Source organism: Streptomyces liliiviolaceus, from assembly GCF_018070025.1.
In the GTDB taxonomy this organism is placed as follows: domain Bacteria; phylum Actinomycetota; class Actinomycetes; order Streptomycetales; family Streptomycetaceae; genus Streptomyces; species Streptomyces liliiviolaceus.
This window is the reverse complement of the sequence record NZ_JAGPYQ010000002.1, coordinates 973470-998206: the sequence shown is the minus strand read 5'-3', so window position 1 is coordinate 998206 and position 24737 is coordinate 973470. Positions and strand designations below refer to the sequence as shown.

The following is a 24737-nucleotide window of genomic DNA, read 5'->3' as shown; positions in this document are numbered from 1 at the left end:
AGATGTCCGGCCACTCTAAATGGGCCACGACGAAGCACAAGAAGGCCGTGATCGACGCCAAGCGCGGCAAGCTCTTCGCGAAGCTGATCAAGAACATCGAGGTCGCGGCGCGCATGGGCGGCGTGGACCTCGACGGCAATCCGACGCTTTACGACGCCGTGCAGAAGGCCAAGAAGTCCTCGGTCCCGAACAAGAACATCGACTCCGCGGTCAAGCGCGGCGGTGGTCTCGAAGCCGGTGGCGCCGACTACGAGACGATCATGTACGAGGGGTACGGCCCGAACGGTGTCGCGGTGCTCATCGAGTGCCTCACCGACAACCGCAACCGTGCCGCCTCGGACGTACGCGTCGCCATGACCCGCAACGGCGGCAACATGGCCGACCCGGGTTCCGTCTCGTACCTCTTCAACCGCAAGGGCGTCGTCATCGTCCCCAAGGGCGAACTGTCCGAGGACGACGTCCTGGGTGCCGTGCTCGACGCGGGTGCCGAGGAGGTCAACGACCTCGGTGACACCTTCGAGGTCCTCTCCGAGGCCACCGACCTGGTCGCGGTGCGCACCGCGCTCCAGGAGGCCGGCATCGACTACGACTCCGCCGACGCCAACTTCGTCCCGACCATGCAGGTCGAACTGGACGAGGAGGGCGCCCGGAAGATCTTCAAGCTCATCGACGCCCTTGAGGACAGCGACGACGTGCAGAACGTCTTCGCCAACTTCGACGTGAGCGACGAGGTCATGGAGAAGGTCGACGCGTAGCACCGCGCGCCGCACACCGCACGCTGCGCGTCGTCGCGCCGCGGACGGTACGGGCTCAACGGGCCGACGGGACACACCCCGTCGGCCCGTCCCGTTGTCGGCCGTCCCCTTGTCGGGCGTCGCTGGCGGGCGTTGTCGGTGGCACCCGATAACCTGCACGAATCGGGGGCAGCTCCCCGGTGGTGGCCGGGTGGGGCCGACGAGTCGAAGGAGGGGGCCGGGTGCGGGTACTGGGCGTTGACCCCGGATTGACCCGGTGCGGTGTCGGGGTCGTCGAGGGCGTGGCGGGCCGGCCGCTCACCATGATCGGCGTCGGAGTCGTCCGCACCCCCTCCGACGCGGAGTTGGGGCAGCGCCTCGTCGCCATCGAGCAGGGCATCGAGCAGTGGCTCGACGACCACCGCCCCGAATACGTCGCCGTGGAGCGGGTGTTCAGCCAGCACAACGTCCGTACGGTGATGGGCACGGCCCAGGCCAGCGCGGTCGCGATGCTCTGCGCGGCCCGGCGCGGCATCCCCGTCGCCCTGCACACCCCCAGCGAGGTCAAGGCCGCCGTCACCGGCAACGGCCGCGCCGACAAGGCCCAGGTCGGAGCCATGGTCACCCGGCTGCTGCGGCTCGACGCGCCCCCCAAGCCCGCCGACGCCGCCGACGCCCTCGCCCTCGCCATCTGTCACATCTGGCGTGCCCCGGCAGTGAACCGCCTCCAGCAGGCACAGGCCGCGCACCGCCGGGCCCAGCTCTCCACCCGGAAGGTCACCCGATGATCGCCTTCGTCAGCGGCAAGGTCGCCGCCCTCGCCCCCGACTCCGCGGTGGTCGAGGTGGGCGGTATCGGCATCGCCGTCCAGTGCACCCCCGACACCCTCTCCGGACTGCGGATGGGCCAGGAGGCCCGGCTCGCCACCTCCCTGGTCGTCCGCGAGGACTCGCTCACGCTGTACGGCTTCGCGGACGACGACGAGCGCCAGACCTTCGTGCTGCTGCAGACCGCCAGCGGGGTGGGGCCGCGGCTGGCCCAGGCGATGCTCGCCGTGCACAGCCCGGACGCCCTGCGCCGCGCCGTGTCCACCGGGGACGAGAAGGCGCTCACCGCCGTCCCGGGCATCGGCAAGAAGGGCGCCCAGAAGCTGCTGCTCGAACTGAAGGACCGCCTCGGTGAGCCGCTCGGCACGGGGGGCGCGGCGATCGGTCGGCCCGTCGCCGCGGGGTGGCGGGAGCAGTTGCACGCCGCGCTGATCGGGCTGGGGTACGCGACCCGGGAGGCCGATGAAGCGGTGTCCGCGGTCGCGCCGCAGGCGGAGGCCGCCGAGGGCGCGCCTCAGGTCGGGCAGCTCCTGAAGGCTGCCTTGCAGACCCTGAACCGGGCACGCTGAGCCCTGCCGGGGAGCGGTCGTCATGAAGCTGCGGCGCCGTCGTGGCCGGTCGCGCAGTTCCCCGCGCCCCTCCGGGGCGCCCCACGTCCGTACGACCTGATCCACTACACCGCGAGGCACGCCGAATGAACTGGGACGAGACGACCGACGACGGTAGCGGCGAGCGGCTCGTCGGTGCGGCCGGGGACCGTGAGGAGCAGGCCGTCGAGGCCGCCCTGCGGCCCAAGGACCTCGGTGAGTTCATCGGCCAGGAGAAGGTCCGCGAGCAGCTCGACCTCGTCCTGCGCGCCGCACGCGCGCGGGGCGCCACCGCCGACCACGTGCTGCTCTCCGGCGCCCCCGGCCTGGGCAAGACCACCCTCTCGATGATCATCGCCGCCGAGATGGAGGCCCCGATCCGCATCACCAGCGGCCCCGCCATCCAGCACGCGGGCGACCTCGCGGCGATCCTCTCCTCCCTCCAGGAGGGCGAGGTCCTCTTCCTCGACGAGATCCACCGCATGTCGCGGCCCGCCGAGGAGATGCTCTACATGGCGATGGAGGACTTCCGCGTCGACGTCATCGTCGGCAAGGGCCCCGGCGCCACCGCCATCCCCCTCGAACTGCCGCCCTTCACGCTCGTCGGCGCCACCACGCGCGCGGGCCTGCTGCCGCCCCCGCTGCGCGACCGCTTCGGCTTCACCGCCCACATGGAGTTCTACGAGCCCGCCGAGCTGGAGCGGGTCATCCACCGCTCCGCACATCTGCTCGACGTGGAGATCGACACGGACGGGGCCGCCGAGATCGCCGGCCGCTCCCGGGGCACGCCGCGTATCGCCAACCGCCTGCTGCGCCGGGTCCGCGACTACGCCCAGGTCAAGGCCGACGGCGTCATCGACCAGGCCATCTCCGGCGCCGCCCTCGCGGTGTACGAAGTGGACAGCCGCGGCCTCGACCGCCTCGACCGGGGCGTCCTCGAAGCCCTCCTCAAGCTCTTCGGCGGCGGGCCCGTCGGCCTCTCCACCCTCGCCGTGGCCGTGGGGGAGGAGCGGGAGACCGTCGAAGAGGTGGCCGAGCCCTTCCTCGTACGGGAGGGGCTGCTGGCCCGGACGCCCCGCGGACGCGTCGCCACCCCGGCCGCGTGGGCTCACCTGGGCCTCACGCCGCCCCGGTCGTCAACCGGTGGAAACGGACAAGGGGACCTGTTCGGGGCGTGACGGCGAGGGGGCTCGCGAGGTCAGGAACCCCGGTGCCATGCTGAGCGTTGTTCCTTGACGGCGGACTCGCTTAGACTCCGCCGATGCCGCCCTTGTAGACGGCGTACATACCCCCATCCAGCAGGCCGCTCACCATCGCGGTCGAATGAAGGAAGTTCCGTCCCGTGAGTCTCGTGACCCTCCTCCCGTTCATCGTGCTCATCGGGGCCATGTTCCTGATGACCCGGTCGGCCAAGAAGAAGCAGAATGCGGCTGCGCAGATGCGCAACGAGATGCAGCCCGGCACCGGCGTCCGCACGATCGGTGGCATGTACGCGACCGTCAAGGAGGTCAACGAGGAGACGGTCCTCCTTGACGCAGGCCCGGGCGTCGACCTGCTCTTCGCGAAGAACGCCATCGGCGCGGTCCTCGGCGACGACGAGTACAACCGCATCGTCCACGGCATCGAGCACGACCTGAAGTCCGACGAGTCGGTCGTGCCGGACGACGCCTCCTCCCTCACCGAGACGGACGAGTCCGCCGACGTCTCCGACGACAAGCACATCGACCTCGGCAAGAAGGACGCGGCCGACGAGCCCGTCGCCGAGCCGACCGCCGAGTCCGTCGTCGAGCCCGCCGACGAGTCCGCCGCCGCGGAGCCGAAGAAGACCGACGCCGCAGAGCTCAAGAAGTCCGACGGCGAGTCCGACACGAAGTAGCCACGACCGGGGACCGCGGAGTGCGCCGCTCGCGCGCCGCGGTCCCCGGACGTCCGGCTTCGCGCGGAACCCCCACCATTTGATGCCCGTCCGCGAAGGTACCGAGAGACCGGGCGGACGAAGAGGGAGAACGAGAAGGTGGCAGCACCCAAGAAGGGCCGACAGGGCACCCAGGGCAGGCCGGGACGCACCTTGGCCCTGATCCTGATCGCCATCGTGGCGCTCACCGGCGGCATGTTCGCCTCCGGGCACACGACACCGCGACTGGGCATCGACCTCGCCGGCGGTACGAGCATCACGCTCCAGGCGAAGAACGAGCCCGGTCAGAAGAACGCGATCAACAAGACCAACATGGACACCGCGGTCGACATCATGAACCGCCGTGTCAACGGTCTGGGCGTCAGCGAAGCGGAGGTGCAGACCCAGGGCGACAGCAACATCATCGTCAACATCCCCAAGGGTACGAACTCCGAGCAGGCCCGGGAGCAGGTCGGCACCACCGCCAAGCTCTACTTCCGTCCCGTGCTGGTCACCGAGGTCACCGGCGCCGACGCCGCGACCCCGTCCCCGAGCGCGTCCGGCAGTTCCTCCGCGAGCCCTTCCGCCTCGGCGAAGGAGAGCGAGAAGGCCACCTCCTCCTCGTCGCCCTCCGCCTCCGCCACCTCGCAGGGCCGGGCGGTCACCGACGCGCTGAAGGCCGACCCCACTCCCTCGGGGAGCAGCACGGGCAGCGAGTCCGCCGCTGCCAGCCCCTCGGCGTCCGCGAGCACCGACCCGGCGACCGCGAAGCTCCAGGCGGAGTACACGAAGCTGGACTGCAGCAAGAAGACGGTCCGCGCCAAGGCCGGTGACGGCGTCAAGGCCGGCGACCCGACCGTGGCCTGCGGCCAGAACTCGCAGGGCCAGTGGCAGAAGTACATCCTCGGCCCGGCCGAGGTCGAGGGCACGGACGTCGACAAGGCCTCGGCCGTGTTCGACACCCAGGGTGCCGCGGGCTGGAAAGTCACCATGGACTTCACCGGCAAGGGCGGCAAGAAGTTCGCGAGCATCACGGGCAAGCTGGCGCAGAACCAGTCCCCGCAGAACCAGTTCGCCATCGTCCTCGACGGTGAGGTCGTCTCCGACCCGTACGTCAGCCAGGCGCTGACCGGCGGCACCGCGGAGATCTCCGGCAGCTTCGACCAGCAGGAGGCCCAGGACCTCGCCAACATGCTGTCGTACGGCGCGCTGCCGCTCACCTTCACCGAGGCGAGCGTCACCACCGTCACCGCCGCGCTCGGCGGCGAGCAGCTGGAGGCCGGTCTGATCGCCGGCGCCATCGGCCTGGCCCTGGTCATCATCTACCTGGTGGTCTACTACCGCGGCCTGTCGATGATCGCCATCGCCTCGCTGCTGGTCTCCGCGGTCATGACGTACGTGATCATGTCGCTGCTCGGCCCGACGATCGGGTTCGCGCTGAACCTGCCGGCGGTCTGCGGCGCCATCGTGGCCATCGGCATCACCGCGGACTCGTTCATCGTGTTCTTCGAACGCATCCGTGACGAGATCCGCGAAGGCCGGAGGATGCGCCCGGCGGTCGAGCGTGCCTGGCCGCGTGCCCGGCGCACCATCCTGGTCTCCGACTTCGTGTCGTTCCTCGCCGCCGCCGTGCTCTTCGTCGTCACCGTCGGCAAGGTCCAGGGCTTCGCCTTCACCCTGGGGCTCACCACCCTGCTCGACGTGGTCGTCGTCTTCTTCTTCACCAAGCCGCTGATGACGCTTCTGGCCCGCAGGAAGTTCTTCGCGGAGGGCCACAGCTGGTCCGGCCTCGACCCGAAGCGACTGGGCGTGCAGCCGCCGCTGCGCCGCACCCGTCGTGCGTCCGCCCCCGTCGACACGAAGGAGGCGTGAGATGTCGAAACTCGGCACCCTCGGCGCCCGGCTCCACCGCGGTGAGATCGGCTACGACTTCGTCGGCAAGCGCAAGATCTGGTACGGCGTCTCGATCCTGATCACCATCACGGCGATCCTGGGCCTCGCGGTGCGCGGCCTGAACATGGGCATCGAGTTCCAGGGCGGCGCCGTCTTCACCACCGAGCGCACCAGCGTCTCGGTGAGCCAGGCCGAGACGTACGCGGAAGAGGCCTCGGGCCACGACGCGATCGTCCAGAAGCTCGGCAACGGCGGACTGCGCATCCAGGTCGCCGGTGTCGACACCGGCAAGTCCGACCAGATCAAGAAGGACCTCTCCAAGGACCTGAAGGTCGACCCGGAGAAGATCAACGCCGATCTGGTCGGCCCCAGCTGGGGTGATCAGATCGCCAACAAGGCCTGGCAGGGCCTGGCGATCTTCATGGTCCTGGTGGTGATCTATCTGGCGATCGCCTTCGAGTGGCGGATGGCCGCCGCCGCGCTCGTGGCGCTGATCCACGACATCACCATCACGGTCGGCGTCTACGCGCTCGTCGGGTTCGAGGTCACCCCGGGCACCGTGATCGGTCTGCTCACGATCCTCGGTTACTCGCTGTACGACACGGTGGTGGTCTTCGACAGCCTCAAGGAACAGACGAAGGACATCACCAAACAGACCCGCTACACCTACAGCGAGATCGCCGACCGCTCGATCAACGGCACCCTGGTGCGTTCCATCAACACCACGGTCGTCGCGCTGCTCCCGGTGGCGGGCCTGCTGTTCATCGGCGGCGGTGTCCTCGGCGCGGGCATGCTCAACGACATCTCGCTGTCGCTGTTCGTCGGCCTCGCCGCCGGCGCGTACTCCTCGATCTTCATCGCCACGCCGCTCGTCGCCGACCTCAAGGAGCGCGAGCCGCAGATAAAGGCACTGAGGAAGCGCGTCCTGGCCAAGCGGGCCGCCGCCGCGGCGAAGGGCGAGTCCCTGGAGGCCCCGGTCGTCGAGCGCTCGTACGACGACGAGGAGCCGGACGACGACGCGACCCCCGCGGTCGTCGGACCCCGTGCCCAGCGCGCCCAGCCGTCGTCCCGGAGCAGGGGCCGCGGCCGTCCTTCGGGCAAGCGCCGATGACCGGCATCGAGGAACTGCTGCTCAGCCGCATCCGTGACGTGCCGGACTACCCGGAGCCGGGCGTGATGTTCAAGGACATCACCCCGCTTCTGGCGGACCCGGCGGCGTTCACGGCGCTCACCGAGGCCCTGGCCGGGATCAGCGTCCGCAACGGCGCCACGAAGATCGTCGGCCTGGAGGCCCGCGGCTTCATCCTGGGCGCCCCCGTCGCGGTCCGCGCCGGCCTGGGCTTCATCCCCGTACGCAAGGCGGGCAAGCTCCCCGGAGCGACCCTCAGCCAGTCGTACGAGCTGGAGTACGGCTCCGCCGAGATCGAGGTGCACGCCGAGGACCTAGCGCCGGGCGACCGCGTGATGGTCGTCGACGACGTCCTTGCCACCGGTGGCACCGCCGAGGCCTCGCTCCAGCTGATCCGCAGGGCGGGCGCCGAGGTCGCCGGGGTCGCCGTTCTCATGGAGCTGGGCTTCCTGAGCGGCCGCGCCCGTCTGGAGCCCGCTCTGGACGGCGCCCCGCTGGAGGCGCTGCTCACGGTCTGAGCGACCGGAGGACCGGCCGCCCGCACAACCGGGCGGCCACCCGTCCGACACCGCTCAGAACCCCGCAGGACACCGTGCAGGCGGGTCCCGGAGGAATCCGGGACCCGCCTCTCGTGTTTCTCCCGTGGAAGGCCGTCCCACCGGCCGAAGGCGAGACCCCGGCCCAGGATCGCTACCATGGGGTTTCCGGAGCCTGACCGGGGACCCGGATCGCGCACGAGGAGCCCTCTTGCCAGACGAGGCCCAGCCACTCGCCCCCAGGGCCGAACGCCCGGGGGTATCACCGGCCGCCAAGCCCGAGCAGCCCGCGGCGCCCGCGGGCAAGCCCGCCGCGCCCGCACCCGCGAAGAACGGGTCGGCCCCGGCCAAGGCGGCGGATCAGCCACGCCCCGAGCCGGCTGCTCCCGAGCGGCAGGCCTCCACGCCCGCGGCCCGTCCCGCGTCCGCCGCGCGGCCCGCCGCCGGCCAGCCCGCGCGCTCCGGCGGCTCCTCGAACCGTGTACGGGCCCGGCTCGCCCGTCTCGGCGTCCAGCGCTCGAACCCGTACAACCCGGTGCTGGAGCCGTTGCTGCGGATCGTGCGCAGCAACGACCCGAAGATCGAGACGGCCACCCTGCGCCAGGTCGAGCGCGCCTACCAGGTCGCCGAGCGCTGGCACCGCGGCCAGAAGCGCAAGAGCGGCGACCCGTACATCACGCACCCGCTCGCGGTGACGACGATCCTCGCCGAGCTGGGCATGGACCCGGCGACGCTGATGGCGGGCCTGCTGCACGACACGGTCGAGGACACCGAGTACGGCCTCGACACCCTCCGCAAGGACTTCGGCGACCAGGTCGCCCTGCTCGTCGACGGCGTCACCAAGCTCGACAAGGTCAAGTTCGGCGAGGCCGCGCAGGCCGAGACCGTCCGCAAGATGGTCGTCGCCATGGCCAAGGACCCCCGCGTCCTGGTCATCAAGCTCGCCGACCGCCTGCACAACATGCGCACCATGCGGTACCTCAAGCGCGAGAAGCAGGAGAAGAAGGCGCGCGAGACCCTGGAGATCTACGCGCCGCTCGCCCACCGCCTGGGCATGAACACCATCAAGTGGGAGCTGGAGGACCTCGCCTTCGCGATCCTCTACCCCAAGATGTACGACGAGATCGTGCGCCTGGTCGCCGAGCGCGCCCCCAAGAGGGACGAATACCTCGCCATAGTGACCGACGAGGTCCAGTCCGACCTGCGCGCGGCCCGCATCAAGGCGACCGTCACCGGCCGCCCGAAGCACTACTACAGCGTCTACCAGAAGATGATCGTCCGCGGCCGTGACTTCGCGGAGATCTACGACCTGGTGGGCATCCGCGTCCTCGTCGACACCGTCCGCGACTGCTACGCGGCGCTGGGCACCGTCCACGCCCGCTGGAACCCGGTTCCGGGGCGGTTCAAGGACTACATCGCGATGCCCAAGTTCAACATGTACCAGTCGCTGCACACGACGGTCATCGGGCCCAACGGCAAGCCGGTCGAACTCCAGATCCGTACGTTCGACATGCACCGCCGCGCCGAGTACGGCATCGCCGCCCACTGGAAGTACAAGCAGGAGGCCGTCGCCGGTGCCTCCAAGGTGCGCTCCGACCAGCCGCGGACCACCGGCAAGGACGACCACCTCAACGACATGGCGTGGCTGCGCCAGCTCCTCGACTGGCAGAAGGAGACCGAGGACCCGGGCGAGTTCCTGGAGTCCCTGCGCTTCGACCTCTCACGCAACGAGGTCTTCGTCTTCACGCCGAAGGGCGACGTGATAGCGCTGCCGGCCGGCGCGACCCCCGTGGACTTCTCCTACGCGGTGCATACGGAGGTGGGTCACCGCACCATAGGAGCACGCGTCAACGGACGCCTCGTCCCGCTGGAGTCGACCCTCGACAACGGCGACCTGGTGGAGGTCTTCACCTCCAAGGCGGCCGGCGCCGGACCGTCCCGGGACTGGCTGGGCTTCGTCAAGTCGCCCCGCGCCCGCAACAAGATCCGCGCCTGGTTCTCCAAGGAGCGCCGCGACGAGGCGATCGAGCAGGGCAAGGACGCCATCGCGCGGGCCATGCGCAAGCAGAACCTGCCGATCCAGCGCATCCTCACCGGCGACTCGCTGGTCACGCTCGCGCACGAGATGCGCTACCCCGACATCTCGTCCCTGTACGCGGCCATCGGCGAGGGCCATGTGGCCGCGCAGGGTGTCGTGCAGAAGCTCGTGCAGGCGCTCGGCGGCGAGGAGGCCGCCACCGAGGAGATCGACGAGAGCGTCCCGCCCGCGCGCGGCCGCGGCCGCAAGCGCCGCTCGAACGCCGACCCGGGTGTCGTCGTCAAGGGCGTCGACGACGTGTGGGTCAAGCTGGCCCGCTGTTGCACGCCCGTTCCCGGCGACCCGATCATGGGCTTCGTGACGCGCGGCAGCGGGGTGTCGGTCCACCGCACCGACTGCGTCAACGTCGACTCCCTGTCCCGTGAGCCCGAGCGCATCCTCGAAGTCGAGTGGGCCCCCACCCAGTCCTCGGTCTTCCTGGTCGCCATCCAGGTCGAGGCGCTGGACCGCTCACGGCTTCTGTCGGACGTCACACGCGTCCTGTCCGACCAGCACGTCAACATCCTGTCCGCGGCCGTCCAGACGTCCCGCGACCGGGTGGCCACCTCCCGCTTCACCTTCGAGATGGGCGACCCCAAACACCTGGGCCACGTCCTGAAGGCGGTCAGGGGAGTGGAGGGCGTGTACGACGTCTACCGCGTGACATCGGCCCGCCGCCCGTCGGAGGCCTAGCAGCAGAACACGAAGGAGGGGCTCCCGTACGGACCGTACGGGAGCCCCTCCTGTGTCGCGAAGAGGGCGCAGCCCTCCTTCGAGGGGCGCGGGGAACTGCGCGACCAGCCACGACGCACCCGCAGTCAAAAACGGGCCGCCCAGCGGAGCGCCCTGGCGGAGCGCCCTGGCGGAGCTATCCGCCGAACTCGTGCAGACCCTTCAGGGCCTGATCAAGCAGCGCCTGCCGCCCGTCGAGCTCCCGCTGGAGCTTGTCGGCCTTGGCCCCGTTCCCCGCGGAGCGAGCCGTCTCGATCTGCCCCTGGAGCTTGTCCACAGCGGCCTGCAGCTGCCCGGTCAGACCCTCCGCACGCGCGCGTGCCTCTGGGTTCGTCCGGCGCCACTCGGTCTCCTCGGACTCTTGGAGCGCCCGCTCCACCGCGTGCATCCGTCCCTCGACCTTCGGCCGGGCGTCCCGCGGCACATGGCCGATGGCCTCCCAGCGCTCGTTGATCGAGCGGAAAGCGGCCCTGGCCGCCTTCAGATCCTGCACCGGGACGAGCTTCTCGGCCTCCTCGGCCAGCTCCTCCTTGAGCTTCAGGTTCTCCGTCTGCTCCGCGTCCCGCTCGGCGAACACCGAGCTGCGCGCCGCGAAGAACACGTCCTGGGCGCCGCGGAAGCGGTTCCACAGGTCGTCCTCGTGCTCGCGCTGGGCACGGCCCGCGGCCTTCCAGTCCGCCATCAGCTCGCGGTAACGGGCCGCCGTCGGACCCCAGTCGGCCGAGGCCGAGAGCGACTCGGCCTCCGCGACCAGCTTCTCCTTGGTCTTGCGGGCCTCCTCGCGCTGCGCGTCCAGCGACGCGAAGTGCGCCTTGCGCCGCTTGGAGAACGCCGAGCGCGCGTGCGAGAAGCGGTGCCACAGCTCGTCGTCGGACTTCCGGTCGAGCCTCGGCAGGCCCTTCCAGGTGTCCACGAGCGCCCGCAGCCGCTCACCGGCGGCCCGCCACTGGTCGGACTGGGCCAGCTCCTCCGCCTCGACGACCAGCGCCTCCTTGGAGTGCCGGGCCTCGTCGGACTGCTTCGCCCGCTGCGCCTTGCGCTCCTCACGACGGGCGTCGACCGTCTCGACGAGCTTGTCCAGCCGGACCTTCAGCGCGTCCAGATCCCCGACCGCGTGGTGGGCGTCCACCTGTTCGCGGATGTGGGCGATGGCGACCTGGGCGTCCTTCGAGGACAGGTCGGTGGTCTTCACCCGTCGTTCGAGAAGGCCGATCTCCACGACCAGTCCCTCGTACTTGCGCTCGAAGTAGGCCAGTGCCTCGTCGGGAGTACCGGCCTGCCAGGAACCGACTACCTGCTCGCCGTCGGTGGTACGCACGTACACGGTGCCCGTCTCGTCGACGCGGCCCCACGGGTCGCTGCTCACAGCGCCTCCTCCACATGATGCCTGCGTGGGGCTGCTTTGCCCCCGGGCATCGTCCACAGTTTCGTCACGGCCAACATAGGCGACCGGCGGGGCGGCTGTCCGCATCCCGCGCGACCGAAATTTCGCTGCCTGCGGTCAGGATTTCGTCACGGTCGCCTTGTCGATCACGACGGTCGCGTTGGGTGTGCCGTCGCCCTGGCCAGTGCTCTCGCCGGCGGCCGCGATTTTCTTCAGCACCTTCATGCCCGATTCGGAAATCGTGCCGAACGGTGTGTAGTTGGCCGGCAACTGACTGTCCTGGTAGACGAGGAAGAACTGGCTGCCGCCGCTGTCGCGGCCTTCCTTCGTCTGCGCGTTGTACTGGTTGGCCATCGCCACCGTGCCCGCCGGGTACACATCGCCCTTGAGGCGCTTGTCCTTGAGGTTCTCGTCGGGAATGGTGTAGCCGGGGCCGCCCATGCCGGTGCCCTGCGGGTCGCCGCACTGGAGCACGTAGATGCCGTTCGTCGTCAGACGGTGGCACTTGGTGTGGTCCAGGTAGCCCTTGCCCGTGAGGAAGCTGAACGAGTTCACGGTGTGCGGGGCCTTCGAGGCCGGCATGTCGATGTCTATCGCGCCGCAGGTCGTCTGCAGCTTCATCGTGTAGTCCGCCGACTTGTCGATGGTGATCGCCGGCTCCTTCTTGTACGTCAGCGACTTCACCTTGCCCGCGGCGGCCTTGTCGCAGGGGTCCGGAGCCTTGCTGGGGGAGGCGCTCGGGGTGGCCTCCGCGGCGGCGTTCGACTTGTCGTCGTCGTCCTTCTTGAAGACCCCGGTCGCGTACGACACCACGCTGCCCACGACGATCACGCCGAGGACCGACGCGATCACCGCGTTACGAGCGTGGGCCTTGCGCCGAGCGGACGTACGCCGCTGCTGTTGCCGCAAGAACTTCTCCCGGGCGAGCTGACGCCGCCGCTGTTCCTGGGTGACCACCGGGTTATCTCCTCATGCGTCTCGTACGTCAGGTGGGACGCGTGGGTCTTGTGAGCCGACCGCCTGCGTGTGCCCCGTACCGTATATGGGTTCGCTGTGGTTCCGGCAGCGCCGGTAGGCTCTGAACCGCAGCGAAGCCATCCCCCGTGCGACATTCCGTACGGCATACCGAAGGACGAACGTGCTCATTGCCGGGTTCCCCGCCGGGGCCTGGGGCACCAACTGTTATCTGGTCGCCCCCGCCGCCGGTGAGGAGTGCGTGATCATCGACCCGGGCCACCAGGCCGCCCAGGGAGTCGAGGAAGCGCTCGCCAAGCATCGGCTCAAGCCCGTCGCCGTCGTCCTCACGCACGGCCACATCGACCATGTGGCCTCGGTGGTCCCGGTGTGCGGCGCGCACGACGTGCCCGCCTGGATCCACCCCGAGGACCGGTACATGATGAGCGACCCCGAGCGGGCGCTCGGCCGCTCCATCGGCATGCCGCTGATGGGCGAACTGACGGTCGGCGAACCGGACGACGTACGGGAACTGACGGACGGAGCCGCGCTGAAACTCGCCGGCCTCGACTTCTCCGTCGCGCACGCGCCCGGCCATACGAAGGGGTCGGTGACCTTCCGGATGCCCGAGAGCGCGGAGATCCCTTCCGTGTTCTTCTCCGGGGATCTGCTCTTCGCCGGCTCCATCGGACGCACCGACCTGCCCGGCGGCGACATGGACGAGATGCTCGGCTCGCTGGCACGCGTGTGCCTGCCGCTCGACGACTCGACCGTGGTGCTGTCCGGCCACGGCGCCCAGACGACCATCGGCCAGGAGCGCGCCACCAACCCGTACCTGCGGCAGGTGGCGGCGCCCGGCCCCGGAGCGGACCCGACCTCCGCTCCTCGACGAGGAATGTGACGAGTAACTTCCCGTGAGCACCTTCAAGGCCCCCAAGGGCACCTACGACCTGATTCCGCCGGACAGCGCGAAGTACCTCGCCGTGCGCGAGGCGATCGCCGCTCCGCTGCGCAACTCCGGTTACGGCTACATCGAGACGCCCGGCTTCGAGAGCGTCGAGCTGTTCGCGCGCGGGGTCGGTGAGTCCACCGACATCGTGACCAAGGAGATGTACGCCTTCGAGACCAAGGGCGGCGACCGGCTGGCGCTGCGCCCCGAGGGCACCGCCTCCGTGCTGCGGGCCGCCCTGGAGGCCAACCTCCACAAGGTCGGCAACCTCCCCGTCAAGCTCTGGTACTCGGGCTCCTACTACCGCTACGAGCGGCCCCAGAAGGGCCGGTACAGGCACTTCTCCCAGGTCGGCGCGGAAGCCATCGGCGCGGAGGACCCGGCGCTGGACGCCGAGCTGATCATCCTGGCCGACCAGGCGTACCGCTCGCTCGGGCTGCGCGAGTTCCGGATCCTGCTCAACTCGCTGGGCGACAAGGAGTGCCGGCCCGTCTACCGGGCCGCGCTCCAGGACTTCCTGCGGGGCCTCGACCTCGACGAGGAGACCCTGCGCCGGGCCGACATCAACCCGCTGCGCGTCCTCGACGACAAGCGCGACGACGTCCAGAAGCAACTGGTGGGCGCCCCGCTCCTGCGGGACTACCTCTGCGACGCGTGCAAGGCGTACCACGAGGAGGTGCGCGAGCTGATCACGGCCGCGGGCGTCTCCTACGAGGACGACCCCAAGCTGGTCCGTGGGCTCGACTACTACACCCGGACGACCTTCGAGTTCGTGCACGACGGGCTCGGCTCGCAGTCCGCGGTGGGTGGTGGCGGGCGCTACGACGGCCTCTCCGAGATGATCGGCGGGCCCGCGCTGCCGTCCGTGGGGTGGGCGCTCGGCGTCGACCGTACGGTCCTCGCGCTGGAGGCCGAGGGTGTCTCGCTGCAGCTTCCCTCCGCCACGAGTGTGTTCGCGGTGCCGCTGGGGGAGGAGGCGCGGCGGGTGCTTTTCGGTGTGGTGACCGAGTTGCGTCGGAACGGGGTCGCTGCGGACTTCTCGTACGGGGGGAAGGGGCTGAAGGGCGCGATGAAGAACGCGAACCGTAGTGGGGCGCGTTACACGGTCGTCGCCGGTGAGCGGGACCTCTCCGAGGGGGTCGTGCAGCTGAAGGACATGGAGTCGGGGGAGCAGGTGGCGGTGGGCCTCAACGAGATCGTGGCGGAGCTTGAGTCGAGGCTGAGCTAGGGGCTTTCCTCGCCCCCGCCGCCCCTACCCGTTCCCGTCCACGCATGGGGGCTGCGCCCCCTCGCCCCCCTTGATCGCGCTGCGCGCTCGTCCTCAAACGCCGGACGGACTGAATCGTTTTCAGCCCGTCCGGCGTTTGAGGACCGGGGGTTCGGGGGCTGGCCCCCGAGTCAGTGACGGGACGGGTAGGGGCGGCGGGGGCGAGGAAAGGTCACTCCAGCAAGCCGAAGCGCATCGCACTCGTGACCGCCGCCGTCCGGTCGTCGACCCCCAGCTTGCCGAACGCCCGCAGCAAGTGCGTCTTCACCGTCGACTCCCCGATGAACAACCGCCGCCCGATCTCGGCATTCGTGCACCCCTCGGACACCAGCCGCAACACCGCCACCTCCCGCGCGGACAACCGCGGAACCTCCGGCTTCGTACGCAGCTGGTCCACCAGCCGCGCGGCGACCGACGGCGCCAGGACGGTCTCACCGCGCGCGGCGGCCCGCACCGCGTCCGCCAGTTCACCCCGCGGCAGATCCTTGAGCAGATAACCCGCCGCCCCGGCCTCGACGGCCCGCAGGATGTCCCGGTCGGTCTCGTACGTGGTGAGGACCACGATCCGGCACGGCAGCCCCGCCTCGGTCATCCGGAGGATGGAGTCGACGCCCCCGCCGCCGGGCATCCGCAGGTCCATCAGGACGATGTCCGGCCGGAGTTCCGCGGCCAGGGCCTCGGCCTGGGGCCCGCTGGAGGCGTCGGCCACGACATCCAGATCGGGTTCGGCGCTGAGCATCGCGCGCAGCCCCTCGCGTACGACGGGATGATCGTCGGCGAGGACGATCCGGATCACGGGGTACCCCTTTCGAGTGGTGCGAGTGATGCGAGTGGTGCGAGCGGTACGGGGAGCCGGACCGTGACCGTGGTGCCCTCGCCGGGCGCGCTGCGGACCACCGTCGTCCCGCCCACCTCGGCGGCCCGCGCGCGCAGCCCCACGAGCCCGTAACCGCCGGACGGCAGGGAGGGGTCGAAGCCGCACCCGTCGTCGCCCACACGCACCGAGAGTTCTCCGGAGGAGTGGATCAGTTCGATGTCGACGGCGGCCGAACTCCCCGCGTGCTTGCGGGCGTTGGACAGCGCCTCCTGGCAGGCGCGCAGGATGACGACCTCCGCCGCGGCGGGCAGCGGGCGCACGGGGCCGGACACGGTCACCGACGCCTCGTGCCGTGCGGCGAGCCGGCGCAGCGCGTCGGGCAGGGACGCCCCGTCGAGGTCGGCGGGCGTACCGCCGGCGACCAGGGCCCGCGCCTCGGCGAGGTTCTGGCGCGCGGTCGCCTCCATCAGGGCCAGATGCCGGCGGGCCTTCGCCGCGTCGGAGCGGTCCAGCTCCGCCTCGACGGCCTGCGTGAGCATCAGCAGACTCGTGAAGCCCTGCGCGAGCGTGTCGTGGATCTCCCGGGAGAGGCGCTCCCGCTCGGCCAGCGCGCCGTGCGCGGCCGAGAGCCGCGCGAGTTCGTGGCGACTGGCGTCCAGTTCGGCGATCAGCGTGGCCCGGTCCTGGCTCTGCTCGATGACCCGGATGATCCAACTGCCGACGGCCGCCGAGAAGACCAGGGTGACCACGGCGAACACGGAGTTGAAGAAGACGGCGTGGTCGCTGGGCCACCACAGCAGCGCCCAGCCCACCACCGGCGCGAGGTTGATGACGACGACCGCGGCCAGGGCCCGGCGCAGGCACAGCGCCATGAAGCACGGAGGGACGAGCGCGAACGTCATCAGCCGGGTCTCGCCCACCAGGATCGCCGACGGGAGGAACAGCGCCAGGCATCCGGCGAGGAACGCGAGGGCCCGCCGCTCGTCGGGCGGTTCGCTCCTGAGGATCGGGCGGCCCATCAGGACGTACCAGGGGACCAGCGGGACCAGCAGGGCCGCGGCGACGACGCGGGTGTGCCACCCCGGGAAGTCCGTGCCGAGCACGAACACCAGGGTGGCCGCCCACACCACGGCGAAGTACGAGTCCCAGAGCCGGAAGGAGCGGTCCCAGGTGTAGGCACCGTCGCCGTGGTCCATGGCTGTGCCGCTCATCCGTCGCGGCGGGTTTTCCAGCGGAAGGTCAGCAGACACAGCAGCAATCCTCCGACGCACCACGCCCCGAGCACCAGCGCGATCCGACCGAACTCCCAGCTGCCCGCCTGCTCCAGGACCTGCGCCGACTCCGGCAGGAACACCCCGCGCAGCCCCTGGCACATCCACTTCAGCGGGAACACCGCGCTGATGTTCAGCATCCAGTCCGGGATGGTGTCGATCGAGATGTAGACGCCGGAGATGAACTGCAGCACCAGGAAGGGCAGCACGACCACGGAGGTCGCGCTCTTGCCGGTCTTCGGGACCGAGCTGATCGCGATGCCGAGCAGGGCGCACGCCGTCAGGCCCAGCAGGAAGATCCAGCCGAAGTGCAGCCACTTCACGGCGTCCGAGGGCAGCTCCACGCCGTAGAACGTGATGCCGACGAGAAGCAGGATCACCGTCTCCAGGAAGCCGGTGACCAGAACCAGCCAGATCTTCCCGATGAAGTACGCGGCCGGCGGCATCGGAGTCCCGCGCAGCCGGCGCAGCACCTTCTCGTCACGCTCGATCGCGATCGAGATGCCGAGCGACTGGAAGCTGGTGGTCATGATGCCCGCGGCCATCATCGCCGGCACGTACAGCTGCGAGGCGGTGACGCCCGCGCCCGTCACGTCGTCGCTGAAGATCGACGCGAAGAGGAAGAGGAACACGATGGGGAAGGCGAAGGTGAAGACCACCTGGTCGCGCAACCGGAAGAACTGCTTGATCTCCAGGGCGCCCCGGTGGAACCCGAGCCGCCAGGCCGCCGGGAGCCGGCCCGTGCCGGCCTCCCGCGTACGCACCCGTGCCGTCGTCGTGGTCATCGTGTGTCCTCCTGGCCCGTGAGCCGCAGATAGACGTTCTCCAGGGTCGGGCGGACCACCCGCAGCCCCGGGATCTCCCCGTCGAAGCGGCGCATGAGCTCGGCGACCGTCCGCGTGGGCGTGCCGGTGCGCTCCGTGCGGGGGGAGCCGTCGGACTCCGTCCACCCGACGACCGCCTCGGTGCCGAACCGGTCGCGCAGCTCGGCCGGTTCGCCCTCGGCCACGACCAGTCCGCGCGCGATCACCGCGAGCCGGTCCGCGAGCGCCTCCGCCTCCTCCAGGTAGTGCGTGGTGAGCAGGATCGTGGTGCCCTCGTCGGCGAGCCTGCGGATCAGCTCCCAGAACTGCCGCCGGGCCGCCGGGTCGAAACCGGTCGTGGGCTCGTCCAGGAGGAGCAGGTCGGGGCCGCCGATCACGCCGAGCGCCACGTCGAGCCGGCGCCGCTGCCCGCCCGAGAGCGCCTTGATCCGGCTGCCCGTCTTCTGCTCCAGGCCGACCAGGCCGATGACCTCTTCCGGGTCGCGCGGCGCCGGGTAGTAGCGCGCGAAATGGCGGACCGTTTCGCCCACCGTCAACTCGGGGGGCGCGGATTCGTCCTGCCAGACGATGCCGACCCGCGAGCGCCACGCGCGCGTGGCGTTCACCGGATCGGTGCCGAGCACCGAGACCTCGCCCGCGTCGCGGGAACGATTGCCCTGGAGGATCTCCACCGTGGTGCTCTTGCCCGCGCCATTGGGTCCGAGCAGGCCGAACACCTCGCCCTGCCGGATGCCGAGGTCGATGCCGTCGACGGCGGTGATGTCGCCGTACCGCTTGCGCAGCCCCCGTACGGCGACCGCGAGTTCGTTCGCGTGTGCTGTCATGCGAACGAGCGTCCCGCCGAAGCGAGCGTTCCGGGACGGCCGTACGTACTTCCTTATGTCCATCGAACGGTGGACACACGCGCGTGTGCGGCACAATGACCGTGCCCGGAAGGTCCTCTCAAGCTACGGAAACGGCGTGATGAGCAAGACGACAGTCAGGGAAGGCGTCTCCACCGATCAGGGAGCCGCGGGAGTCCCACGGACCGTGGGCGGCGGGCGGTTCCTCGCCCTGCTGCTGATGATCACGGGCGCGGCCGGGCTGCTGGCCTCCTGGGTCATCACGATCGACAAGTTCAAGCTGCTGGAGGACCCGAACTTCACGCCGGGCTGCAGCCTGAACCCGGTCGTCTCGTGCGGCAACATCATGAAGAGCGACCAGGCCTCCGTCTTCGGGTTCCCCAACCCGATGATGGGCCTCGTGGCGTACGGCATCGTGATCGCCGTCGGTGTGAGTCTGCTCGGGCGGGCGACCTATCCGCGCTGGTACTGGCTGACCTTCAACGCGGGCACGCTGTTCGGCGTCGGATTCGTGACCTGGCTGCAGTACCAGTCGCTGTACAACATCAACTCGCTCTGCCTGTGGTGCTGCCTCGCCTGGGTCGCGACGATCATCATGTTCTGGGCCGTCACCTCGCACAACGTCCGCAACGGCCTGCTGCCCGCGCCCGGCTGGCTGAAGGGGTTCCTCGACGAGTTCGCCTGGGTGCTGCCGGTCCTGCACATCGGGATCATCGGCATGCTGATCCTGACGCGCTGGTGGGACTTCTGGACCAGCTGACGCGAGCGGCTGACACGACCGGCGGCGCGACCCGCGGAACCCTTGCGGGGACCGGCGGAGCCCTTGTGTGACAAGGGCCCGGCCGCGTTGTCAGTGGCGTGGCATAGGGTTTCGCACGTGGAGCCCGACCTGTTTACCGCCGCAGCCGAAGAACGCCAGGAGAAGGACCCGTCGGGGAGCCCCCTGGCCGTCCGGATGCGCCCGCGCACGCTCGACGAGGTCGAGGGCCAGCAGCATCTGCTGAAGCCGGGCTCGCCCCTGCGCAGACTCGTCGGCGAGGGCGGCGGCGGCCCGGCCGGACCCTCCTCGGTGATCCTCTGGGGCCCGCCCGGCACCGGCAAGACGACCCTGGCGTACGTGGTCTCCAAGGCGACGAACAAGCGCTTCGTGGAGCTCTCCGCGATCACCGCCGGCGTCAAGGAGGTCCGCGCGGTCATCGAGGGCGCCCGCCGGGCCACCGGGGGGTACGGCAAGGAGACCGTCCTCTTCCTCGACGAGATCCACCGCTTCAGCAAGGCCCAGCAGGACTCCCTGCTCCCGGCCGTGGAGAACCGCTGGGTGACGCTGATCGCGGCGACCACGGAGAACCCGTACTTCTCGATCATCTCCCCGCTGCTGTCCCGCTCGCTGCTCCTGACCCTCGAACCGCTCACGGACGACGACCTGCGCGGGCTGCTGCGCCGGGCGCTCGCCGACGAACGCGGTCTCAAGGGCGCTCTCACACTTCCGGAGGAGAGCGAGGACCACCTTCTGCGGATCGCCGGCGGCGACGCCCGGCGTGCCCTCACCGCCCTGGAGGCCGCCGCCGGGGCCGCGCTCGACAAGAAGGACGCCGAGATCTCCCTCCAGACCCTGGAGGAGACCGTCGACCGGGCCGCGGTGAAGTACGACCGCGACGGCGACCAGCACTACGACGTGGCCAGCGCCCTGATCAAGTCGATCAGGGGCTCGGACGTGGACGCGGCGCTGCACTACCTGGCCCGGATGATCGAGGCCGGCGAGGACCCCCGGTTCATCGCCCGCCGTCTGATGATCTCCGCCAGCGAGGACATCGGCCTGGCCGATCCGAACGCCCTGCCGGTGGCGGTGGCCGCCGCCCAGGCCGTCGCCATGATCGGCTTTCCCGAGGCCGCGCTCACCCTCAGCCACGCCACCATCGCCCTCGCCCTGGCCCCGAAGTCGAACGCCGCGACGACGGCGATCGGCGCCGCCATGGAGGACGTGCGCAAGGGCCACGCGGGCCCCGTGCCCATGCACCTGCGGGACGGGCACTACAAGGGCGCGGCCAAGCTCGGCCACGCACAGGGGTACGTGTATCCGCACGACCTCCCCGAAGGCATCGCCGCCCAGCAGTACGCGCCCGAGGAGCTGAAGGACCGGGAGTACTACACCCCGACCCGGCACGGCGCCGAGGCGCGCTACGCGGACGCGGTGGAATGGACCAGGAAACACCTCGGTCGAGGGCGGTCCTGATCACCCTGTAGACTCTCCCAAGCGCTGCGTCCCGTGTCCGGCCTCCTTCAACGAGGAAGTCGGCACCACCAGAACGGGACATGCAGCCGGAGCCCTCACCCCCGGGTGAGGAATCCAGGAGCGTCGCGCACCGTCGAAGGTGTCGCGGGCAGCCCACCACCATCTCGGAAGTATCCGGGAAACGGTCGGTGGGCCACTCGCGTGCTGCACATGTGCCCAGCTCAGGGAGCGGCTGCCCCACAGGTCCGTGAAGGACCCGAAGGGTTTCCCTGGCTGCGGATGCGACCTCCCCTAACCCTGGTGAAGCCGTATTCACATCAGAAATCACGAGGTGTTTGGTTCATGACGAACCAGTCCCGCCCCAAGGTCAAGAAGTCGCGTGCCCTCGGCATCGCGCTGACCCCGAAGGCCGTCAAGTACTTCGAGGCCCGCCCCTACCCGCCGGGCGAGCACGGCCGCGGCCGCAAGCAGAACTCGGACTACAAGGTCCGTCTGCTGGAGAAGCAGCGTCTGCGCGCGCAGTACGACGTGTCCGAGCGTCAGCTCGTCCGCGCCTACGAGCGTGCCGCCAAGACGCAGGGCAAGACCGGTGAGGCCCTGGTCATCGAGCTGGAGCGTCGTCTCGACGCCCTGGTTCTGCGTTCGGGCATCGCCCGCACGATCTACCAGGCCCGCCAGATGGTCGTGCACGGTCACATCGAGGTCAATGGCGGCAAGGTCGACAAGCCGTCGTTCCGCGTCAAGCCGGACGACGTCGTGATGGTCCGCGAGCGCAGCCGCAGCAAGACGCTGTTCGAGGTCGCCCGTGCCGGTGGGTTCGCCCCCGACGGTGAGACCCCGCGCTACCTCCAGGTGAACCTCGGCGCCCTGGCGTTCCGCCTGGACCGCGAGCCGAACCGCAAGGAGATCCCGGTGATCTGCGACGAGCAGCTCGTCGTCGAGTACTACGCCCGCTGATCAGGCGTACACGGCACCACCGGCCTCGCGCCTGCTCGTAGAGCGTCAGCCCGTCGTCTCCCCACCCTTGCGGGTGGGCGAGGCGGCGGGTTCTCGCATGTCCGGGGGTGCCGGGATGCCACGCGGCGCGGCCGACGCACCGAGCGCCTCCGGCCGGGCGCGGCCCAGCGCCCGGCCCACCGCCGCCTGCCGGCCCAGCCGCGCCCCGGACCGTACGCACTCCTCGTACCGTTCGTCGCCCAGCCGCTCCCGGGCCATGGCCTCGCACCGCTCGTGCGGGGCGTTGTAGTAGGCCGAGCCGAACAGGGGCAGGCCCACCGACGGCCACATCCGGGAGGCGCAGCCCTGGAGCACCGCCGCCTCGGCCGCGTCGCCCTCCGCCACGGTGACCAGCGCGAGCAGCTCCACCGTCAGGACCGTGCCGAGCAGGTCGTGGAAGCCATGGGTGATGTCCAGGCACTCGGTGAGCAGTTGCCGGGCGCCCACCGGATCACCCTCGGCCCAGGCCGCGTACGCCAGCACGTACAGCGCGTACGCCAGCGACCAGCGTTCTCCGTGGTCCACGCAGACCCGGCGCACCTCCTCGCACAGGCGCACCGCGTCCGGCAGCTCGCCCTGGAAGGCCAGCGCCATCGCCAGTTCCACCTGCGCCATCAGTACGTTGCTGTTCAGCTCGCCGATCTCGTGATAGCGGTCGAGCGCCGAGCGCAGCAGGGTCTGGGCACGGGGCATGTCGTCCGTGACCAGGGCCAGACAGCCGGTGCGGTGCTCGGCGTAGGCCAGCGCGGTGCGGTTCCCGGCGAGTTCCGCCGTCCGGCGGCACTCGACGAGCGCGGCGAACGCGGGCACGGTGTCGCCCTGGAGGATCGCCACATAGCCCAGCACCCACAGCGCCTTCAGCCGCGAACTCTCGTGCTCGGTGTCCAGGTCCAGACTGCGCTCCAGCCAGTGCCGCCCCTCCGACAGCCGCCCACAGCCCACCCAGTAGAACCAGAGGGTCCCCGCGAGGTACTGGCCCAGATGCCCGTCGTCCGGCTCGCTCAGACAGTGCTCCAGGGCGCGGCGCAGATTCGGCAGCTCCGCCTCCACCCGCGCGGCCACCTCGTGCTGCCGGGGCGAGAACCAGTCCAGCTCGCCCCAGGTCGCCAGCCCCATGAACCAGTCGCGGTGGCGCCGCCGCAGCCGCTCCCCGTCCTCGGTGGCCTCCAGCCAGTCCGCGCCGTACGCCCGGACCGTGTCCAGCATCCGGTAGCGCACGCCCGCCGGTGTCTCCTCGCGGGTGATCACCGACTGGGCCAGCAGCTCGTGGAGGACGTCGAGGATGTTGTCGGGGTGCAGCCCGCCGCCCCCGCACACGTACTCCACGGACTCCAGGTCGAACTGTCCGGCGAACACCGACAGCCGCGCCCACATCAGCCGCTCCTGCGGTGTGCACAGCTCATGGCTCCAGCCGATCGCCGTGCGCAGCGTCTGATGGCGTGGCAGTGTGTCGCGCCCACCGCCCGTGAGCAGCCGGAAGCGGTCGTCGAGCCGGGCCAGCAGCTGCGCGGGGGACAGGGCCCGCAGCCGTCCCGCGGCCAGCTCCACGGCGAGCGGGACCCCGTCCAGCCGCCGGCAGATCTCGTGCACGTCCGTGCGGTTGCCGTCGTGCAGCGCGAAACCCGGTGTGCCGGCGGCGGCGCGGTCCGCGAACAGCTCGGCCGCCTCCGCCTCGGCCAGCGGCGCCAGCGGGAACACCTGCTCGCCCTCCACCGAGAGCGGCCTGCGCCCCACGGCGAGCACCCGCAGGCCCCCCGCGCGCCGCAGCAGCTCACCGACCAGCGACGCGCACGCGTCGACCAGATGCTCGAACCCGTCGAGCACGAGCAGCAGGTGCCGCTGCGCGAGGTGGTCGAGCAGGACCTGGCGCGGTGGTCGCGAGGTGTGATCCGTCAGTCCCAGCGCCTCCACTACGGCGTACGCGACGAGTTCCGGCTCGCGCAGCTCGGCCAGCTCCACCCGCCACACCCCGTCGTCCGGCCGGAGCCGGGCCGCCGCGTGCGCCGCCAGCCGCGACTTGCCGACCCCGCCGGGGCCCGTCACCGTCACCAGCCGTGCGGCGCCGAGGGCCGCGTCCAGTCGCGTCAGCTCGGCCGCCCGGCCCACGAACGCGTTGAGCTCCAGGGTCAGATTGCCGGCCCGGTGACCGCCCGCCCCCGCTCCGGAGGGCTGAGAACCCTGAGAAGACCGCATGGGCAACGGAGCGTACTCATCCATGAGCACTCCGTACAATCGCTTCGCGCGAGGACTGGTGCGGCGGACGGTAATCCGGTACAGAGCCGCGGCCCCGGCGCGATAGGGTCGGAGGACGACTTTTCGATGGTGAGGCACGAATTCAGGGAGCGGGTGCGCAGTGTCCGGTGGTGAGGTGGCCGGGATCCTGGTGGCCGTCTTCTGGGCGATCCTGGTCTCCTTCCTCGCGGTGGCACTCGCGAGGCTGGCCCAGACGCTCAGGGCGACCACCAAGCTCGTCGCGGACGTGACCGAACAGACGGTCCCGCTCCTCGCGGACGCCTCCGCGGCCGTGCGCTCCGCACAGACCCAGATCGAGCGGGTCGACGCCATCGCCGCGGACGTCCAGGAGGTCACGTCGAACGCGTCGGCGCTCTCCTCGACCGTCGCCTCGACCTTCGGCGGCCCGCTGGTGAAGGTGGCGGCGTTCGGCTACGGCGTGCGCCGGGCCATGGGCGGCCGCCGCGAGGACGAGCCCGCCAAGCCCACGCGACGCACCGTGATCGTGGGCCGCACCGTCCCGTCGGCGCGACGGGGAAAGCGGAAGAAGGACTGACGC

The 24737-nt window shown here is 70.4% G+C and carries 22 protein-coding genes; 15 read left to right on the top strand and 7 right to left on the bottom strand.

Features of this window, described 5'->3' with window-relative positions; all coding sequences use genetic code 11:
• Positions 1-2 precede the first annotated feature (2 nt).
• From J8N05_RS39740 to J8N05_RS39700, 9 genes are all read left to right on the top strand, one after another.
• The gene (locus tag J8N05_RS39740) at positions 3-755 is read left to right on the top strand and encodes a YebC/PmpR family DNA-binding transcriptional regulator (protein ID WP_210891876.1); all 753 of its coding nucleotides are present in this window, start codon (positions 3-5) and stop codon (positions 753-755) included.
• A 221-nt stretch (positions 756-976) separates the two neighbouring features.
• Positions 977-1522 carry a crossover junction endodeoxyribonuclease RuvC gene (gene ruvC / locus J8N05_RS39735; RefSeq protein WP_210891874.1) on the top strand — a complete coding sequence of 182 codons (546 nt, stop codon included), beginning with the start codon at positions 977-979 and terminating at the stop codon, positions 1520-1522.
• A complete protein-coding gene (ruvA, locus tag J8N05_RS39730) occupies positions 1519-2130 on the top strand; it encodes a Holliday junction branch migration protein RuvA (protein ID WP_210891873.1) in 612 nt (203 codons plus the stop codon). The genes ruvC and ruvA overlap by 4 nt, the downstream gene beginning before the upstream one ends.
• Positions 2131-2255: 125 nt before the next feature.
• Positions 2256-3326: a Holliday junction branch migration DNA helicase RuvB gene (ruvB, locus tag J8N05_RS39725; RefSeq protein ID WP_210891870.1), complete on the top strand. Its 1071-nt coding sequence runs from the start codon at positions 2256-2258 to the stop codon at positions 3324-3326.
• A 164-nt stretch (positions 3327-3490) separates the two neighbouring features.
• A complete protein-coding gene (gene yajC, locus J8N05_RS39720; protein ID WP_210891868.1) occupies positions 3491-4024 on the top strand; it encodes a preprotein translocase subunit YajC in 534 nt (177 codons plus the stop codon).
• Between the two features lie 138 nt (positions 4025-4162).
• The gene (gene secD / locus J8N05_RS39715; protein ID WP_210891865.1) at positions 4163-5914 is read left to right on the top strand and encodes a protein translocase subunit SecD; all 1752 of its coding nucleotides are present in this window, start codon (positions 4163-4165) and stop codon (positions 5912-5914) included.
• Between the two features lies 1 nt (position 5915).
• Entirely contained in the window at positions 5916-7046 is a 1131-nt protein-coding gene (secF, locus tag J8N05_RS39710) for a protein translocase subunit SecF (protein ID WP_210891863.1), read from the top strand.
• Positions 7043-7582, top strand: a complete 540-nt coding sequence (locus J8N05_RS39705) for an adenine phosphoribosyltransferase (protein WP_210891862.1) — start codon at positions 7043-7045, stop codon at positions 7580-7582. The genes secF and J8N05_RS39705 overlap by 4 nt, the downstream gene beginning before the upstream one ends.
• A gap of 229 nt (positions 7583-7811) precedes the next feature.
• A complete protein-coding gene (locus J8N05_RS39700) occupies positions 7812-10370 on the top strand; it encodes a RelA/SpoT family protein (protein ID WP_210891861.1) in 2559 nt (852 codons plus the stop codon).
• A 175-nt stretch (positions 10371-10545) separates the two neighbouring features.
• Here the strand turns inward: J8N05_RS39700 and J8N05_RS39695 are convergent, their stop codons facing one another.
• Together J8N05_RS39695 and J8N05_RS39690 are read right to left on the bottom strand one after the other, a co-directional pair.
• Positions 10546-11775, bottom strand: a complete 1230-nt coding sequence (locus J8N05_RS39695) for a DUF349 domain-containing protein (protein WP_210891860.1) — start codon at positions 11773-11775, stop codon at positions 10546-10548.
• 135 nt (positions 11776-11910) lie between these two features.
• A complete protein-coding gene (locus J8N05_RS39690; protein WP_210891859.1) occupies positions 11911-12750 on the bottom strand; it encodes a peptidylprolyl isomerase in 840 nt (279 codons plus the stop codon).
• A gap of 181 nt (positions 12751-12931) precedes the next feature.
• Here J8N05_RS39690 and J8N05_RS39685 point away from each other — a divergent pair, with 181 nt between their 5' ends.
• Together J8N05_RS39685 and hisS are read left to right on the top strand one after the other, a co-directional pair.
• Complete coding sequence (locus tag J8N05_RS39685) at positions 12932-13648, top strand: MBL fold metallo-hydrolase (protein WP_210891858.1); 717 nt, start codon at positions 12932-12934, stop codon at positions 13646-13648.
• 13 nt (positions 13649-13661) lie between these two features.
• Positions 13662-14924: a histidine--tRNA ligase gene (hisS, locus tag J8N05_RS39680; protein ID WP_210891856.1), complete on the top strand. Its 1263-nt coding sequence runs from the start codon at positions 13662-13664 to the stop codon at positions 14922-14924.
• Between the two features lie 211 nt (positions 14925-15135).
• On the opposite strand, the gene J8N05_RS39675 is transcribed toward hisS, so the two are convergent.
• Genes J8N05_RS39675 through J8N05_RS39660 form a run of 4 tightly spaced genes read right to left on the bottom strand, consistent with a single transcriptional unit; the run spans position 15136 to position 18699 of the window.
• Positions 15136-15759, bottom strand: a complete 624-nt coding sequence (locus tag J8N05_RS39675; RefSeq protein WP_210891854.1) for a response regulator — start codon at positions 15757-15759, stop codon at positions 15136-15138.
• Complete coding sequence (locus J8N05_RS39670; RefSeq protein ID WP_247706878.1) at positions 15756-16991, bottom strand: sensor histidine kinase; 1236 nt, start codon at positions 16989-16991, stop codon at positions 15756-15758. The genes J8N05_RS39675 and J8N05_RS39670 overlap by 4 nt, the downstream gene beginning before the upstream one ends.
• On the bottom strand, positions 16988-17836 hold the full coding sequence (locus J8N05_RS39665) for an ABC transporter permease (protein WP_210891852.1): 849 nt from the start codon (positions 17834-17836) through the stop codon (positions 16988-16990). Before J8N05_RS39665 ends, J8N05_RS39670 begins: the two co-directional genes overlap by 4 nt.
• The gene (locus J8N05_RS39660) at positions 17833-18699 is read right to left on the bottom strand and encodes an ABC transporter ATP-binding protein (protein ID WP_210891850.1); all 867 of its coding nucleotides are present in this window, start codon (positions 18697-18699) and stop codon (positions 17833-17835) included. Before J8N05_RS39660 ends, J8N05_RS39665 begins: the two co-directional genes overlap by 4 nt.
• Before the next feature lie 139 nt (positions 18700-18838).
• Between J8N05_RS39660 and J8N05_RS39655 the strand changes: the two genes are divergently transcribed.
• From J8N05_RS39655 to rpsD, 3 genes are all read left to right on the top strand, one after another.
• On the top strand, positions 18839-19477 hold the full coding sequence (locus J8N05_RS39655; RefSeq protein WP_210891848.1) for a vitamin K epoxide reductase family protein: 639 nt from the start codon (positions 18839-18841) through the stop codon (positions 19475-19477).
• 117 nt (positions 19478-19594) lie between these two features.
• Positions 19595-20950: a replication-associated recombination protein A gene (locus J8N05_RS39650; RefSeq protein ID WP_210891846.1), complete on the top strand. Its 1356-nt coding sequence runs from the start codon at positions 19595-19597 to the stop codon at positions 20948-20950.
• A 342-nt stretch (positions 20951-21292) separates the two neighbouring features.
• Complete coding sequence (rpsD, locus tag J8N05_RS39645) at positions 21293-21907, top strand: 30S ribosomal protein S4 (RefSeq protein ID WP_107019683.1); 615 nt, start codon at positions 21293-21295, stop codon at positions 21905-21907.
• Between the two features lie 45 nt (positions 21908-21952).
• Here rpsD and J8N05_RS39640 read toward each other — a convergent pair whose 3' ends face one another.
• Complete coding sequence (locus J8N05_RS39640) at positions 21953-24139, bottom strand: ATP-binding protein (protein WP_247706877.1); 2187 nt, start codon at positions 24137-24139, stop codon at positions 21953-21955.
• Between the two features lie 160 nt (positions 24140-24299).
• On the opposite strand from J8N05_RS39640, the gene J8N05_RS39635 reads away from it, so the two are divergent.
• Positions 24300-24734: a DUF948 domain-containing protein gene (locus tag J8N05_RS39635; protein ID WP_107019681.1), complete on the top strand. Its 435-nt coding sequence runs from the start codon at positions 24300-24302 to the stop codon at positions 24732-24734.
• Positions 24735-24737 lie beyond the last annotated feature (3 nt).

Excerpts from the sequence above, each read along its gene's own strand:
- J8N05_RS39705 (WP_210891862.1), top strand. The coding sequence starts at position 7,043 with ATGACCGGCATCGAGGAACTGCTGCTCAGCCGCATCCGTGACGTGCCG.
- J8N05_RS39665 (WP_210891852.1), bottom strand. The coding sequence starts at position 17,836 with ATGACCACGACGACGGCACGGGTGCGTACGCGGGAGGCCGGCACGGGC.
- ruvA (WP_210891873.1), top strand. The coding sequence starts at position 1,519 with ATGATCGCCTTCGTCAGCGGCAAGGTCGCCGCCCTCGCCCCCGACTCC.
- ruvB (WP_210891870.1), top strand. The coding sequence starts at position 2,256 with ATGAACTGGGACGAGACGACCGACGACGGTAGCGGCGAGCGGCTCGTC.
- J8N05_RS39640 (WP_247706877.1), bottom strand. The coding sequence starts at position 24,139 with ATGCGGTCTTCTCAGGGTTCTCAGCCCTCCGGAGCGGGGGCGGGCGGT.
- J8N05_RS39655 (WP_210891848.1), top strand. The coding sequence starts at position 18,839 with ATGAGCAAGACGACAGTCAGGGAAGGCGTCTCCACCGATCAGGGAGCC.
- J8N05_RS39670 (WP_247706878.1), bottom strand. The coding sequence starts at position 16,991 with ATGAGCGGCACAGCCATGGACCACGGCGACGGTGCCTACACCTGGGAC.
- rpsD (WP_107019683.1), top strand. The coding sequence starts at position 21,293 with ATGACGAACCAGTCCCGCCCCAAGGTCAAGAAGTCGCGTGCCCTCGGC.
- J8N05_RS39740 (WP_210891876.1), top strand. The coding sequence starts at position 3 with ATGTCCGGCCACTCTAAATGGGCCACGACGAAGCACAAGAAGGCCGTG.
- J8N05_RS39660 (WP_210891850.1), bottom strand. The coding sequence starts at position 18,699 with ATGACAGCACACGCGAACGAACTCGCGGTCGCCGTACGGGGGCTGCGC.
- secF (WP_210891863.1), top strand. The coding sequence starts at position 5,916 with ATGTCGAAACTCGGCACCCTCGGCGCCCGGCTCCACCGCGGTGAGATC.